The organism is Dictyobacter halimunensis, from assembly GCF_036245075.1.
This window is the reverse complement of the sequence record NZ_BSRI01000002.1, coordinates 869,649-882,988: the sequence shown is the minus strand read 5'-3', so window position 1 is coordinate 882,988 and position 13,340 is coordinate 869,649. Positions and strand designations below refer to the sequence as shown.

Sequence of the window (13,340 nt, the reverse complement as noted above, 5' to 3'; positions counted from 1 at the left end):
TTCATAGCAGAAGAGAAGATTTCTCTCAGAAGGAGTAAAATCTATGCATTCATTTTCACGTCATCGCCACGACTCTGAGAGTGAGGCGAAGGCTAAAGAGACAAAAGGGTTGATCCTCAACGGTGGCTGGCGCTACGACCTGGAGGGATGGTTGCACGACACTTTTTCGTTCCGTGGAAAGGTGCGGGAGTTGAGGAAGCGCGTCATCACTCTGGCCCACCTTCAAGCTGGAGAGCACGTGTTAGATATAGGCTGCGGTACGGGAACATTAGCTATGGAAATGGCACGCAGCGTAGGCCCTGAGGGCTGCGTGATAGGCGTTGATCCAGGAACCCAACAGATCGACTGGGCCCGTGTGAAGGCAGCCAGACGCAACGTGTCGGTCGAGTTTCAGGTTGGAGTAATCGAGCAACTTCCTTTCCCCGACCAGGCGTTCGACGTGGTGTTCGCGACCTTGATGATGCACCATTTGCCACAGAGCCTCAAACGTCAGGGGCTCTTGGAAGCTGCTCGTGTGCTCAAATCAGGTGGGCGCCTGGTAATTGCTGATTTCACACGCAAGCAGGAGCGTCAAGGTCGGGCAGCACGTTTTCACGCCGGGGGAAGCAATATCCGAGATCTGGTAGCCCTGGTCTCAGACGCTGGTTTCGAGGTGGTGGAAACCGAGGAGATGCAGCAGGAGGGTTTCTCTGTTTTCCCAGGAGCAGGTATTGTGAGTGCGAAGATCAGGTAAGCTGTATATCTCGATGGGAAGAGGGCGGACGAGGAAATAGCATCGCCCCCTCTTTTGCTCCAAAAGAGGGGGCGATGCTATTTCCTCGCTTTCTCAGGCCAGGTGAAGTCTGCGCAGGGTTTGCGCATTGAGCGCCACAATGATGGTGGAAAGCGACATGAGCAGCGCGCCAAATGCGGCGGGAAGCACGAACCCAATTGGTGCGAGCACGCCGGCCGCCAGGGGCAGGGCAATCGCGTTGTACCCGACCGCCCAGCTGAGATTCTGGAGCATCTTTCGATAGCTGGCCTTGCTCAGCATGATGATGCGCGCAATATCGCGTGGATCATTCTTGACCAGGACGATGCCGGCGGATGCTCGCGCCACATCTGTGCCCGCCCCAATGGCAATACCAACGTTCGCCTGCGCGAGTGCTGGTGCGTCATTGATGCCATCCCCAACCATCGCGACCTTTGTGCCTCCTTGCTGCAGTGCGCGGATTTTCTCGATTTTGTGTTCAGGTAGGACCTGTGCAAACACTTCTGTGATGTCCAGCTCCCTGGCAACCCAGGTAGCGACCTCATGCGAATCCCCGGTCAGCATGGCTACGCGTAATCCCTGCTGCTTCAGCGCGGCAATGGCCTCGCGGCTCTCCTCACGGATAATATCCGCCAGGGAGAAGGCGGCCAGCAGGTGCTGTTCCTCTACCAGGTAGACGACCGTTTGACCGCGCGACCCCCACTCTCGGAACTGTTCAGCGAACGTTGTAGGGAGCTGAATCCCGTCCTGTTCAAGCAAGCGCGGGCCGCCCACTTTGAGGATGCGTCCATTGATCTGTGCCTGCACTCCTTTGCCGGAGAGCGCCTGGAAATTGGACACCGGTGGCAGCGCCAGGTGTTTCCCGTGTGCGGCAGCGACCAGGGCGCGGGCGATGATGTGCTCGCTATCTCCTTCAATGGCGGCGACCAGCGCCAGCGCCTCGTCTTCACTGATGTCTTCCGCTGCCTGCATGGCTACCAGTCCTTGTTTGCCCTGGGTGAGTGTGCCTGTTTTGTCGAACACAACCACATTGAGCAGGCGCGCCTGCTCCAGGGCCAGACGATCACGGACCAGGATGCCATGACGAGCCGACAGAGCTGTGGAGATGGCGATCACGAGTGGGATGGCGAGCCCAAGGGCATGGGGGCAGGCAACGACCAGGGTAGTGACCACACGTTCCAGGGTCGCATCATTGAATCCCTGCACCAGTGTCCAGGCGATCAAGGTCAGTAGGGCGGTTCCACCCGCGATGAAGGTGAGCCAGTAGGCGGCACGATCTGCCAGCGCTTGTGCCTGGCTCCGGCTGTGCTGCGCCTCCTCCACCAGGCGCATAATGCCCGCTAGCATCGTTTTATCACCGGTCTGTGTAATCTGGAGTCTGAGCGATCCGTTGCCATTGACGGTACCCGCAATCACATCGTCCCCTGTGCGTTTCTGGACCGGGCGGGACTCACCGGTAATCATGCTTTCGTTGACCTGGCTCTTACCTTCTACTATCCGCGCGTCCGCCGGGATTTGCCCGCCGGGGCGCACCAGGACCAGGTCGTGCTCCTGTAACTGGCTGACAGGAACCTGCTCGATTGTTCCATTGGTGATGCGCTCGGCCATATCCGGAAGCAGTTTGGCCAGTTCGCGCAGCGCGCTCTGGGCACTGCCAATGGCACGCATCTCCATCCAGTGTCCCAGCAGCATGATCGTGACCAGTGTTGCCATCTCCCAGTAAAAGTCCATGCCCTGGACAAGATGGAAAGTCACGGCCACGCTATAGAAGTACGCCGTGGAGATGGCCAGCGAGACCAGCGTCATCATCCCGGGTTTCCCGGAGCGCACTTCTGAGAAGGCACCGCTCAGGAAGACCCAGCCTCCATACCAGAAGATAATGCTTCCGAGAACCGGAGCGATCCAGTTTGAACCCGGAAATGCCGGCATCTGTAATCCTAATGCCATGTGCAACATCGGAGCGGTCAGAACCACAGGAATGCTCAACACGAGTGAGATCCAGAACGGGCGTTTGAACATATCCGCATGATGCCCTGCATGCCCTTCGTGCCCTGAGTGGTGGTGCTGTGATCCATGATTAGCCTGGGTGTTGGGCGTATGATGGTGATTATTGGTATCAACAGGCAACGACTGATGTGGTCGATGCTCGTTGCTACCCGGCTGAGAGGTATGCGTCTCATGCTCATGGATGTGATTCATGATGTATCTCCGTTTCAACATGCCATTTTCGGCATCCAGTGTCAACCTTTATACCCATACCCATCGGGTATGGGTATAAAGTGAGCAAAAAAAGAGGCCATTTTCTCCTTGAACTGATGCAACTGCTCTTCAGCGTATACCAGGAACCAACGGATACTCTTATTTGCTATGTTACTTTTCCTCTTTTTATACCCCTACCGGGGGGGTATGGAGAGAGTATACCATGCCATCACTATCTTTGCAAGGAGCCTCTTGAAAAAGCTGTTGGAAACTGTTCAGGCATGAGAAAAGGCATACGTGCACTGTCTTTCGCACGTATGCCTGCGTGAGAACGAGGAATGCTCAATACACTTTAAACCAGGCTTGCTGCCAGTTGTTCATTTCCTGAATCTCTGCGCTCTGCGTTCTGACGATATCTTGACCAAGCCGCGTTAATTCTGGCCGCTGCGTCCTGGAAGGGATGAGATTGGCCATGTTGACACCCTGCTGATGATGCTGAATCATCAGGGCGTTGAACTGCTTGTCGAAATCTGCCCCTTTAGCAGCCTTCAACTTATCCATGCCGCTCATCATATCCATCATTCCGGGTACGCTCATCGTATCTGTCAAGGGTTTTTCTTTGTACCATCGGCCTAACCAGGTAGTCATTTGACCGATCTCTTTGGTTTGTGCCGTGATAATGTTGGTGGCGAGCGTATTCAGTTCAGGGCGTCTGGTGTGGGTCGGAACCAGTCTGGCCATATCTACCGCGGCCTGATGGTGGACAATCATCTCCTGCATAAATTTCACTTCAAATGCTTTACCCGAGAGGCCCTTGAGGCTATCCGTCATGGGATCACTGCTTGTCCCTATCGTGGATGTTGCCTTTAATGTTGCCATTCCCATTCCCCCATGGCCCTGGCCGTTGGTAGTGGACGAGGTCTGGCTGGTTGATGGATTGCTGGCACCACACGAGGCAAGGATAAGAATGACGAGAAGGCTCCCGATGAGTAGTCCCCAGGTATGTCGTTTCATGAATATAGCTCTCTCTTTCTGATACATATACACGGGCAGGGAGAAAGGACTTGTACTATGCTACATTGCCCAAATTATTCAGGCAGGCCTTTCATCCAGTGCCACAGTATAGGAGAGAAACCTACTATTGTAAATAGTACGAAATGTGTAGTACATGTTACGGCCTACTTTGAGTACGCTATTCTATGTACAGAACGTTGTAAAGAGGAACGCTGTGACAGGAGGTCTGCTCTCTTGTATACCCAATCGGATAAGGGATTGCTGGTTTCATGTTTATACTATGCTCTCTACGCGCTCTATGGTAGAATACGCACAGATATGGGACGTATCCATGAGAAGAGATGATCGACGACCTTGCATCGTATAAACTGTGAGCTCTCTTCTCTGCCTATACATGGACACCTCTGCCAATGTGATAAGGAGATGGTATGGACGCGGAGATCGATCTGAGTATGTTTCGCCCCGATCGCCCCGGTATTCGCAAGGTATTGGGTGATCTGGAAGCGGAGATAATGGAGCTCATCTGGGCCCGGCCCCCTCATGAAGGGACCATTGTGCGGGATATTTTTGAAGCGCTCTATGAGAGACGGCGCATTGCGTACACCACCGTCATGAGTACGATGACGCGTCTGGCGAAAAAGAAACTGCTGCGTGTGGAAAAGCGGGATCAGGCATATGTGTATTATCCAAATTATACCCGGCAGGAATTCATCTCGCACTTCGTAGGGCGGATTCTTGAAGATCTCTTTGTTAGTTTCTCTGGAGAGATGCTCGCTGGCATTCATACCATCCAGGATCCCCAGGCAGCGCAACAGGCGCGCCAATTATATGAGGAGATCGCGCGTCGCCGCCGTCAGGAAGAGACAGAGTAGCACCGGACCTCTGTCTCTTTTTCTCACCAATTCCGCACTGATCTTTTTGCTGCATCCGTAGAGTCGCTGGTATAGATGGTGGAGTTCGTAGTGTTGCGCTGCTTAAAGCAAGTTCAATGGCTTGCCAGTTCTGCGCGGGGCCGGGGCCGGTTCTGATGAGATGGTGTACCCGGCGTCGTCCAGGGTCGCCTCGATCTGTTGTAGCGAAACCTGGTCTGGATCAAAGCGTAGATGGACGCTTTTCGTGGGAATATCGGTTGAAACCTGCTCAACTCCGGTCAGCGCGCCTAAGGCGCCATTGATGGTTCTGACACAATGTTCACAACTGATATCTGGAACCGAAAGAGTGATATCCTGTGCCATATAAGTTCTCCTTGTCGTGGGAATGCAGCGTGCAAAAGTATATGAACGCTGCCTATTATTACCGATTGCCGGCGAGATTGTAGAGTTGGACGAGTTCCTGAATGATCTCGTCTCCTCGGCCTTCGGCTATGCCTGCGGGGACGCATGTATGCAGGTGGCTATCAACCAGCATCCCCTCAAGTTTCTCGATCGCTTTACGGACGGCATAGGTTTGCCGCAAGATGTCGACACAATACTTATCCTCTTCAACCATTTTCCGGATGCCACCCAGATGTCCCTCAATATAATTGAGTCGTTTGAGGATATCCTGTTTATCTGCATTCATCGTGCTTTCCCCTTTCTTTATACCCATACCCACCCGGTATGGGTATAAAGAAAGTATAGCATAGTGAGCTCGATTTTGCAAGCGACGATGCTAGCGGTGGAGCAGATGCACGATGATCATGGTTGGATCACAGCCGATGAGTTTCATTCCGATAAAAAAGAAGAGGATCTGGATCAGTACGAGTAGGGCAATGCCAGAAATATTCCAGCGAAACCTGTTTGTACTCCGGGGTGGGAAGGAGGGAGGTGTCTCAAGCAGTCGTTCGACACGATATTTCATGGTAGTCTGCTGGGGTAACAGCGGCTGTCCTAGTCCCGCAGAGAGATAGGGCTCTTCGTCCACACCGTGCAGCCATACTTTGGTGAGCGCGCTAGCCAGAGCCAGCGGACGCCTGGTAGTGGATACGGCTTGTTCATCACAGGCCAGTTCTTTTTCCTGCTGGAGTTGATGGTAGCCCTTATGGCTGGTTGGAAGGTAGAGGAACGCATCGCGCAAAAAAGCGGCCAGGAACAGCACACCATAATCTCGTCGGATGACATGCTCGACTTCATGTGCCAGCACGGCATCCAACTCGTGGGTATCGAGATGGTTGATCATCCAGGGTGAAAGAAAGATTATAGGTCGAAAGAAGCCACAGGTAAACGCAATAGGGTGCTGAACAGGAAGCAGAAACACCTTGATGGGCGTGAGGTATCGTCCCCGGACGAGCCGATCAATGCGCTGATGGATGTCCTGAGTAGCGCGTTGACGATAGGAGGATACGAAGCGGTGCATCAAAAAGATGCGGATCAGTGCCTTGAGCATCGCTCCGAGCAGCAGTGCCGAGGTGAGAAGCGCCAGCATACTGGCCAGCAATTCATCCCATAACGGATCCCCAGCCAGGCAGAGATGTTCCACAAAATGGTAGAGGCAAAACACGCTAAAGCCTAATGGGAAGAAGGGAAGGACAAGAATGAGGAGCTGGAGCTTGCGCCGCTGTGACCATGGGGTGATATTGTTCAGATTTTTGAGCGTGGCGCCACTGCCAAGAATGAGCGAAAGAAGAATGACTCCCCCAATCAGTGTATGCACTGCCCTATCCCCTCTTCCTACTACCTCATGATGGCGATGACTGGCCTGGATGACCGCGATGGGTGAACGAAACAAAGCACCAAAAAGGATATCGTATGCCCTGATGTATTATTCTCATCTGTTATAACCACATTTTACCATAGAAGGGCGAGAGAGGAGAAGTGCGTGAGGATGATCCTGGTAGTTCAGCAACTTGATCAAGATCCCTGAGGAACAGATGCTCTTATACCTTGGTTTTCTGTACGAAATAGATCCGGTATTTTCCCATGTTGCCTTTTTCTTTTGAGAAACGTGTGTAGATGATGAATGTACATGACATTGGTGGTTTTCATCTCCATGAAGCGGCAACTTCTAGAGAAATGGGATGTCTACGATGATTGTTCTCAAGAAAGTACGATTGAAATGGGACTAGGCAATGAGGAAGTGGTTCTCGGTCGCCCTTGGTATTATGACCGCGACCGGTGGCTTTTTAGATGCGGGGACTATTGCTACGTCCGGCGAGGCGGGGGCGAAGTTTGGCCTGGGTCTGGTCTGGCCTACAGTAATGGCAACGCTGGCCGTGATCTTGCTGGTTGAGATGGTAGGGCGTTTTACCGCGGTCTCCAAAAAGCCCTATGCGGCCGCTATTCGTGAGGAATTTGGCTTTGCCTTTTTCCTGGTGCCCCTATCCTGCGAGGTGGTGGCCGAGAGCCTCTTGCTGAGCGCAGAACTGGGTGGTATGGCCATCGCGCTCTCCCTCTTTACCGGTATCTCCTGGCATGTGCTCCTGCCGATAGCTACCCTGTTTATCTTCGTCATGGTCTGGCGAGCTCCTTTTGATTGGATTGAGAATGGCCCTGCTCTGTTTGGACTATTGATGTTCTCATTTATCGTGGCTATTATCGTGTTGGGGGGACCTTCGCGCGCATCCCTGGTGACGCTCTGGAAACCTACCATTAAGTCGGGAGAACTACCTACATACCTCTATCTCATGGCAGCCATTCTTGGCGCAACGATCAGCCCTTATCTTCTTTACTTTTATTCCTCCGGTGTACGTGAGGAAGATTGGTCTGGCGATGCTCTTTTCCTCAATCGCGTGACTGCTGTGCTGGGTATGGGATTCGGTAGCGCCGGTTCTGTTGCTATTATTGTGCTCTGCGCCATAGTTTTGCAGCCGCTACAGATGCAGGCGATCTCATTGGGTGAGATTGGCCTGGCGCTGGCGAAACCCTTTGGCTCTATTGGGGCTCTCCTTTTCGCCGCTGTTCTGTTTGTAACCTGTACAGGTGCCGCCATGGAGTGTGCTCTGTCGCTTTCTTATATCGTTGCTCAGGGCTTTGGATGGGAGTGGGGTGAGGGGAAGAAGCCGGTCGAGGCGGCTCGCTTTAATCTGGTCCTTATTCTCGCCCTGCTGATCGCTTTTTTGATTGGTATATGGGGAACCGATCCACTCAAACTGGCTCTTTTTGCCTCAACTATCATCGCGCTTTTCCTCCCTATCTCTCTCTTGCCGTTTCTTGTCCTTATGAACGATCCACAATACCTGGGCGATAAGATCAATGCAAGCTGGATGAATTTTGCGCTGATTGCTATTTTATCGCTGGCTTTTCTGGTTGCAGCCATTTCGATTCCACTTGAATTGATGAGTGGAGGAGGGTAGCAGCATGTCTACGATGAACGATGATATATTCTCGAGTGCGGATATTATGGATTCGCAACTGGTAACGAAAGATAAGAAGAACATTGGCCGGGTCGCAGATGTAGAGGCTGAGTGGAGGGAGGATGGTACGCTGGTGCTGACGAACATGGTTATTGGCCCTCAAGCCCTGGCCGGTCGTGTGGCAACCCCTTTACGCGTGCTCATGCAACGTCTGCTGCATGATCGTTTTGAGCGGCGCATCCCTCTGCGAGAGGTTGAAGCGTTTGGGCCAACCCTACGCCTATGCCGCAACGAGATAGACTATCATGTAGGGCGATCTGAGCACTGGATCGCGGCACATATTATACGTTGGATTCCAGGGAGTGGACGTCTATGAAGCGGGCCCCTGCAAAGATGTTTATCAGCGATCTGCTGGGTTGTAAGATTGTGACTGCTCAGGGAAAGGTGCTTGGTCATGTACTTGATCTGATGTTGACCGCGGCACCAGAGTACCGGGTGCGGGCTTTGATGTATGGTCGTAGTGGTCTATTCCACCGTCTGAGTGTGCTCAGCCCGTTTCGTAAGATGGCTGGAGTCAATCCGCCATGTGACACGATTCCCTGGCACGCTGTAGATTCACTTGAAGGCTCACTGATTCGGCTCAAAGCTGACTTTGACGTTGACCAATGATGTTTTTGTATCCCGCGCCTTGAGGCCTGCTTGCTTCTCTCCCGCTTTGCCCTGAATAAAATTGGTCCCTATTCTCTCCGTATCATAGATCGTTGGCGTTCAAATAGTATCGCAAAAAGGACCAGAAAAGAGGCATGCTCTTTTGCTGGCCCTTCCTGTATCATAACGGCCTCAATTGAACTTGCTCGGCGCTTCCCTGATGCCTTGATAGTTATTTATCACATAGGTGTCCATGCTGCTATAGTTGTTCCCGCCATCAGAGGCGGCATGTATTTACAACCTCTATGCTCCTGATGCTTTAAATAGAGCAATTGCTTCCTCGTCTGTCCGCCTTTAACAGGGAAAACAGGCCTTTTCTTCCATATGCATAACTTATATTTATGCATATCATATATATTTTTCATGTATGAAGAATTTCCATTGACAGGATGTTGGAGAGTCAGCTATTATTATTAATAATATTGATCTACTAAGTCAACAAAGAGAAGGGATGCTATGAGCTTCAAGTTGCTGGCTATCAACGGTAGCCTGACGCCTCCTCCATCACGAACGCGTGTTGTGCTTGATGGCGCACTGGCGGGTGCGAAGGCATTTGACGCGGACGTTGAAACGCAGGTATTAGAACTGCGCGATTTTAGATTGGAGTTCTGCGATGGTCGCGCTCTTGAGGACTACAATAGCGATACGCGGAGAGCGCTTGATCTGGTAGAGGAGGCAGATGCCTATCTGGTTGCGACCCCTATTTACCGTGGATCATATACTGGTGCACTCAAGAATTTTTTTGATCTCATTCCTAATGATTCTCGTGGGCATGATCCTTTACGAGGTAAGGTGGTCGGATTGCTGGCTACCGGGGGAAGCGATCATCATTACCTTGTTTTAGAGCATCAGTTGCGTCCGTTATTGGGTTTCTTTGGGGCATATACCCCGGCTAGAGCTATCTACGCTTCCGCTAAAGACTTTGATACACAGAAGCGGGTGCAGGGGAAGCTGGTGGAGGAACTGACGCTGTTGGGGCAAGAGATTGTTACTTTATCACGTTTCCTGAGAGACAATCCTCATCTTTCTCGCCCTGAGCGTGTTGGCAGTCGTCTCAGTTAACGATTGAAGCTTAGAAAGAGGTCATTACAATGGGTGTAGCGCACAGCGATTTTCGTCTTGCTTTGGGTCATTTCGCTTCTGGCGTGACTGTTATTACGACTCAGCATCAAGGGCAACTCCATGGGACAACTGTAAGCTCCTTTTGTTCGCTGTCCCTTAATCCTCCACTTATCCTTGTTGGCATCGATTTGAATGCGGCGATTCATGATTTGATTATTGGCAGCGAAGTTTTTGCCGTTAATATTCTTGCGGAGCATGCTGAAGATCTCTCGCGGCATTTTGGCCGTCGCATTCCCGATAAGTTTTCGACGATTGCCCACCATTATGGTCAGCTTGGTGTTCCCTTACTCGATGGTGCGTTGACGACTCTGGAGTGTCGCCTGGTGGCGCGCTATCCCGGAGGGGACCACTCGATCTTCGTTGGCGAGGTTGTCTCCACCGCTATCCAGCCGCAGCATCAGCCTTTACTCTACTATCGTAGTAAGTATGGTCGCTTGCAGGATGCCATCATTACCCAGGCCAATGTGCCCGGTCTGTTTACTCAGGAAGCGAGGAGTTAGTGAAGTTGAGACAGCAGGATACTACTGACCTCATTGTACAGGCGCGTCATCTCTATCTGGATTACGCACAAAGCAATACTGATAGCCATCATGTTGCGGTGGTCAAAGACGCGAACTTCGCTATTGAGCGTGGTGAGAAATTCGTAATTATTGGACCCTCTGGTTGTGGCAAGACAACACTCCTCAAGGCCATTGGTGGTTTCCTGACACCATTACAGGGTGACATACTCCTCGATGGTAAACCTGTGCATAAGCCGGGTCCCGATCGCGCCTTTGTTTTTCAGGATTTTGAGCAGCTTTTTGCCTGGCGTACCGTGTTGGATAACATTGTGTATGCCTTGCAGGTGACGAAGCGCATCCCTAAACAGGAAGCGATCAGCAAGGCGCGCTCCTACCTTGAGTTGGTCCAGGTTGCCCACGCGGCCGACAAATATCCATATCAGCTCTCCGGCGGCATGAAACAGCGTGCGGCCCTGGCTCGTGCCCTGGCTCTGGAGCCTGCTATCCTGCTTATGGACGAGCCATTTGGGGCCCTGGATGCCATTACGCGTAATCAACTGCAGCTTGAATTAAACGACATCTGGCAGCGCACGGGCGTCACTATCGTGCTGGTGACCCATTCTATTCAAGAGGCCGTCTTTTTGGGGACGCATGTCATGGTTATGTCTTCTTCTCCCGCCATGATCCGTGAGATTGTCGATACGAGTCACGCGGAAGAGTTTGGCAGCAAGGAGTTTGATGATATCTCGAAGCATTTGCGCTCGCAGCTTATCCATCATGAAACACGATCTGAAGAGATCGCGCAGCTGAGTGCTGTGGAATAAATCGGGTGCGCTACTCGTATGTGGCGTTAGAGCAAGAAAGGAATCTTTTGTGGGCCTGTTACAACCTGCTTCCACCAGAATACGCGAACTGGCGGTGACCAGAAAGGTACGCCAGCTGCCAGCGTGGTTGCGCCAATTAGTGTTTGGACTGATCATTCTTGTTATCTGGCAATGCTATGTCAGCTTTAGTGGGGCCAGTTCATTACTGATCGCATCCCCTCTTGCTACTTTGCATGCCCTGTATGTTGATATCGGTAACGGTCAGTTGATCAGCGCTACGTTGATCTCATTGCAAAATCTGGCGATTGGGATGGGGATAGGCATTGTTCTGGGACTGATCCTGGCCTCGTTCTCCGCATTTTCTCAACTGGGGAGAGATCTATTGACCCTGCTGACATCTATCTTCAGCGCGTTGCCCGGTATCGCTATCTTACCGTTGACAATGCTCTGGTTCGGTCTGAGCTCAGCAGCCATTGTCTTTGTCGTGGTCTATGGCTCGATCTGGCCAATCTCGGCCAATACAGAAACTGGTTTTCGTACCATTGGAGCCACGACGCGCATGGTCGCGTTGAACCTGGGCCTCAACCGCGTCCAGATCGTGCGCGATGTCTTTCTGCCAGGCGCACTTCCTCACATCCTGTCAGGATTACGACTGTCCTGGGCCTTCGGCTGGCGTACAGTGGTAGGGGCGGAGATTGTCTTCGGAGTGGCTGGCTCCAATGGTGGGCTTGGCTGGTACATCAATAATGCACGCTACTTCCTCAATCCGCCCGCCATCTTCGCTGGCCTGGTGATTATCTCTCTGCTAGGTATGCTGCTCGATGCGCTTTTCCAGTGGATCGAGCGCCAAACCATTGTGAAATGGGGCATGAAGCAGGCTCAATAGTATACAGTCTCCGGTGCTTATGTACCTATGTTTCCACAAAAGGACAACACTATGATGAGTAAACGATATCGGCCCCTGGCTTTCGTGCTGGTTCTGCTAGTTTTATTCCTGAGCGCCTGCGGCAATTCAGCTAATGCGGGTAGTGACAAGGGTGCGCCCTCGTCCTTCACCATCGTCTATCAGCCGGGCCTGGGTTCGGTGACCTTTATTACCTTGAAATTGCAAAAGACACTGAGCAAGCAATTTCCTCACACAGATTTTCAGTGGAAGATCGTGAATAGCGGCTCGGCGGTACGCGAGGCGATCATCTCCAATCAGGGGCAACTTGGTGCGCTTGGTATCTCACCGTTTCTGGTGGGTTGGGATCATGGTATGGATTGGAAGGTATTGCTTGCCACCAGTTTGAACGATACCTGGTTGGTGGCAAAGAATCCGCGCATTAAATCCTTGAAAGATTTTGGACCCAACGACAAGATCGGTGTAGTGGCCCCTGACGCGCAGCAAGCCATTGTGCTACGTAAAGCTGCTGAACAGCAGCTGGGCAACGCGCACGCGCTCGATAAGAATCTGGTAGCTATTGGCTCGGTGGATGGTGAGCAGGCTTTGTTGTCTGGTCAGATTGCTGCCAATTTCTCGGGATCACCTTTTCAGGAGCGTGAGGTGGCGGCCGGTGGTCACATCGTTTTGCACACCACCCAGCCCTTTGGCCCGGTCGGAACCGGTCTGATCGTGCTTCCCCAGAGCTTCTATAATCAGTACCCCGAGTTCAGCAAGACGGTCTATAAGGATCTGCTGGGCGCGACTACCTATGTGACCAACCATCATCAGGAGGCGGCGCAGTACCTTGCCCAGGATGCTGGCAGTGGAGGTAGTGGCTCGGTCAAGCAGTTTAAGGATCTACTTGATAGTAAGTCACTTTCCTTTGAGACGACCCCCTCGGGCTTGATTGCCTATGCCACCTTTATGAAATCTATTGGATTAATCTCGAAGGCCCCCGGTTCTGTTAATGACCTGGAACTGCCTACGGTTGCGGGTACTGGAAGCTAGAGCAAGACATCTAATAACT

Annotated in this window: 15 protein-coding genes; 10 read left to right on the top strand and 5 right to left on the bottom strand. The window is 52.2% G+C overall.

Features of this window, described 5'->3' with window-relative positions; all coding sequences use genetic code 11:
- Positions 1–43: 43 nt before the first annotated feature.
- Positions 44–733: a class I SAM-dependent methyltransferase gene (locus AABA21_RS17695; RefSeq protein WP_338252446.1), complete on the top strand. Its 690-nt coding sequence runs from the start codon at positions 44–46 to the stop codon at positions 731–733.
- Positions 734–826: 93 nt separating this feature from the next.
- Here AABA21_RS17695 and AABA21_RS17690 read toward each other — a convergent pair whose 3' ends face one another.
- Both AABA21_RS17690 and AABA21_RS17685 read right to left on the bottom strand, forming a co-directional pair.
- The gene (locus AABA21_RS17690) at positions 827–2,950 is read right to left on the bottom strand and encodes a heavy metal translocating P-type ATPase (protein WP_338252444.1); all 2,124 of its coding nucleotides are present in this window, start codon (positions 2,948–2,950) and stop codon (positions 827–829) included.
- A 342-nt stretch (positions 2,951–3,292) separates the two neighbouring features.
- Positions 3,293–3,964, bottom strand: coding sequence for a DUF305 domain-containing protein (locus AABA21_RS17685; RefSeq protein ID WP_338252442.1), 672 nt, complete (start codon positions 3,962–3,964; stop codon positions 3,293–3,295).
- A gap of 428 nt (positions 3,965–4,392) precedes the next feature.
- Here AABA21_RS17685 and AABA21_RS17680 point away from each other — a divergent pair, with 428 nt between their 5' ends.
- Positions 4,393–4,836 (top strand): BlaI/MecI/CopY family transcriptional regulator, encoded by a 444-nt coding sequence (locus AABA21_RS17680; RefSeq protein WP_338252440.1) that lies wholly within the window; start codon positions 4,393–4,395, stop codon positions 4,834–4,836.
- A 102-nt stretch (positions 4,837–4,938) separates the two neighbouring features.
- Here AABA21_RS17680 and AABA21_RS17675 read toward each other — a convergent pair whose 3' ends face one another.
- The 3 genes from AABA21_RS17675 to AABA21_RS17665 form a co-directional block, all read right to left on the bottom strand.
- Positions 4,939–5,199: a heavy-metal-associated domain-containing protein gene (locus AABA21_RS17675; protein WP_338252438.1), complete on the bottom strand. Its 261-nt coding sequence runs from the start codon at positions 5,197–5,199 to the stop codon at positions 4,939–4,941.
- Between the two features lie 58 nt (positions 5,200–5,257).
- Positions 5,258–5,524, bottom strand: coding sequence for a metal-sensitive transcriptional regulator (locus AABA21_RS17670; protein WP_338252436.1), 267 nt, complete (start codon positions 5,522–5,524; stop codon positions 5,258–5,260).
- A 90-nt stretch (positions 5,525–5,614) separates the two neighbouring features.
- Positions 5,615–6,595: a M56 family metallopeptidase gene (locus tag AABA21_RS17665; RefSeq protein WP_338252434.1), complete on the bottom strand. Its 981-nt coding sequence runs from the start codon at positions 6,593–6,595 to the stop codon at positions 5,615–5,617.
- A gap of 415 nt (positions 6,596–7,010) precedes the next feature.
- Here AABA21_RS17665 and AABA21_RS17660 point away from each other — a divergent pair, with 415 nt between their 5' ends.
- The 8 genes from AABA21_RS17660 to AABA21_RS17625 all read left to right on the top strand — a co-directional run bounded on the left by AABA21_RS17660 (position 7,011) and on the right by AABA21_RS17625 (position 13,321).
- Positions 7,011–8,234 carry an NRAMP family divalent metal transporter gene (locus tag AABA21_RS17660; RefSeq protein WP_338252432.1) on the top strand — a complete coding sequence of 408 codons (1,224 nt, stop codon included), beginning with the start codon at positions 7,011–7,013 and terminating at the stop codon, positions 8,232–8,234.
- A gap of 4 nt (positions 8,235–8,238) precedes the next feature.
- On the top strand, positions 8,239–8,610 hold the full coding sequence (locus AABA21_RS17655; RefSeq protein ID WP_338252430.1) for a hypothetical protein: 372 nt from the start codon (positions 8,239–8,241) through the stop codon (positions 8,608–8,610).
- Entirely contained in the window at positions 8,607–8,903 is a 297-nt protein-coding gene (locus tag AABA21_RS17650; protein WP_338252429.1) for a PRC-barrel domain-containing protein, read from the top strand. The genes AABA21_RS17655 and AABA21_RS17650 overlap by 4 nt, the downstream gene beginning before the upstream one ends.
- A gap of 495 nt (positions 8,904–9,398) precedes the next feature.
- Complete coding sequence (locus tag AABA21_RS17645) at positions 9,399–10,004, top strand: NAD(P)H-dependent oxidoreductase (protein ID WP_338252427.1); 606 nt, start codon at positions 9,399–9,401, stop codon at positions 10,002–10,004.
- Between the two features lie 29 nt (positions 10,005–10,033).
- Positions 10,034–10,564 (top strand): flavin reductase family protein, encoded by a 531-nt coding sequence (locus tag AABA21_RS17640; RefSeq protein WP_338252425.1) that lies wholly within the window; start codon positions 10,034–10,036, stop codon positions 10,562–10,564.
- Positions 10,565–10,569: 5 nt separating this feature from the next.
- The gene (locus AABA21_RS17635) at positions 10,570–11,388 is read left to right on the top strand and encodes an ABC transporter ATP-binding protein (RefSeq protein ID WP_338252423.1); all 819 of its coding nucleotides are present in this window, start codon (positions 10,570–10,572) and stop codon (positions 11,386–11,388) included.
- A 49-nt stretch (positions 11,389–11,437) separates the two neighbouring features.
- Positions 11,438–12,274 carry an ABC transporter permease gene (locus AABA21_RS17630; RefSeq protein ID WP_338252421.1) on the top strand — a complete coding sequence of 279 codons (837 nt, stop codon included), beginning with the start codon at positions 11,438–11,440 and terminating at the stop codon, positions 12,272–12,274.
- A gap of 51 nt (positions 12,275–12,325) precedes the next feature.
- Positions 12,326–13,321, top strand: a complete 996-nt coding sequence (locus AABA21_RS17625; RefSeq protein ID WP_338252419.1) for an ABC transporter substrate-binding protein — start codon at positions 12,326–12,328, stop codon at positions 13,319–13,321.
- Positions 13,322–13,340: the final 19 nt, after the last annotated feature.

Excerpts from the sequence above, each read along its gene's own strand:
- AABA21_RS17695 (WP_338252446.1), top strand. The coding sequence starts at position 44 with ATGCATTCATTTTCACGTCATCGCCACGACTCTGAGAGTGAGGCGAAG.
- AABA21_RS17690 (WP_338252444.1), bottom strand. The coding sequence starts at position 2,950 with ATGAATCACATCCATGAGCATGAGACGCATACCTCTCAGCCGGGTAGC.
- AABA21_RS17685 (WP_338252442.1), bottom strand. The coding sequence starts at position 3,964 with ATGAAACGACATACCTGGGGACTACTCATCGGGAGCCTTCTCGTCATT.
- AABA21_RS17680 (WP_338252440.1), top strand. The coding sequence starts at position 4,393 with ATGGACGCGGAGATCGATCTGAGTATGTTTCGCCCCGATCGCCCCGGT.
- AABA21_RS17675 (WP_338252438.1), bottom strand. The coding sequence starts at position 5,199 with ATGGCACAGGATATCACTCTTTCGGTTCCAGATATCAGTTGTGAACAT.
- AABA21_RS17670 (WP_338252436.1), bottom strand. The coding sequence starts at position 5,524 with ATGAATGCAGATAAACAGGATATCCTCAAACGACTCAATTATATTGAG.
- AABA21_RS17660 (WP_338252432.1), top strand. The coding sequence starts at position 7,011 with ATGAGGAAGTGGTTCTCGGTCGCCCTTGGTATTATGACCGCGACCGGT.
- AABA21_RS17655 (WP_338252430.1), top strand. The coding sequence starts at position 8,239 with ATGTCTACGATGAACGATGATATATTCTCGAGTGCGGATATTATGGAT.
- AABA21_RS17650 (WP_338252429.1), top strand. The coding sequence starts at position 8,607 with ATGAAGCGGGCCCCTGCAAAGATGTTTATCAGCGATCTGCTGGGTTGT.
- AABA21_RS17645 (WP_338252427.1), top strand. The coding sequence starts at position 9,399 with ATGAGCTTCAAGTTGCTGGCTATCAACGGTAGCCTGACGCCTCCTCCA.
- AABA21_RS17640 (WP_338252425.1), top strand. The coding sequence starts at position 10,034 with ATGGGTGTAGCGCACAGCGATTTTCGTCTTGCTTTGGGTCATTTCGCT.
- AABA21_RS17625 (WP_338252419.1), top strand. The coding sequence starts at position 12,326 with ATGATGAGTAAACGATATCGGCCCCTGGCTTTCGTGCTGGTTCTGCTA.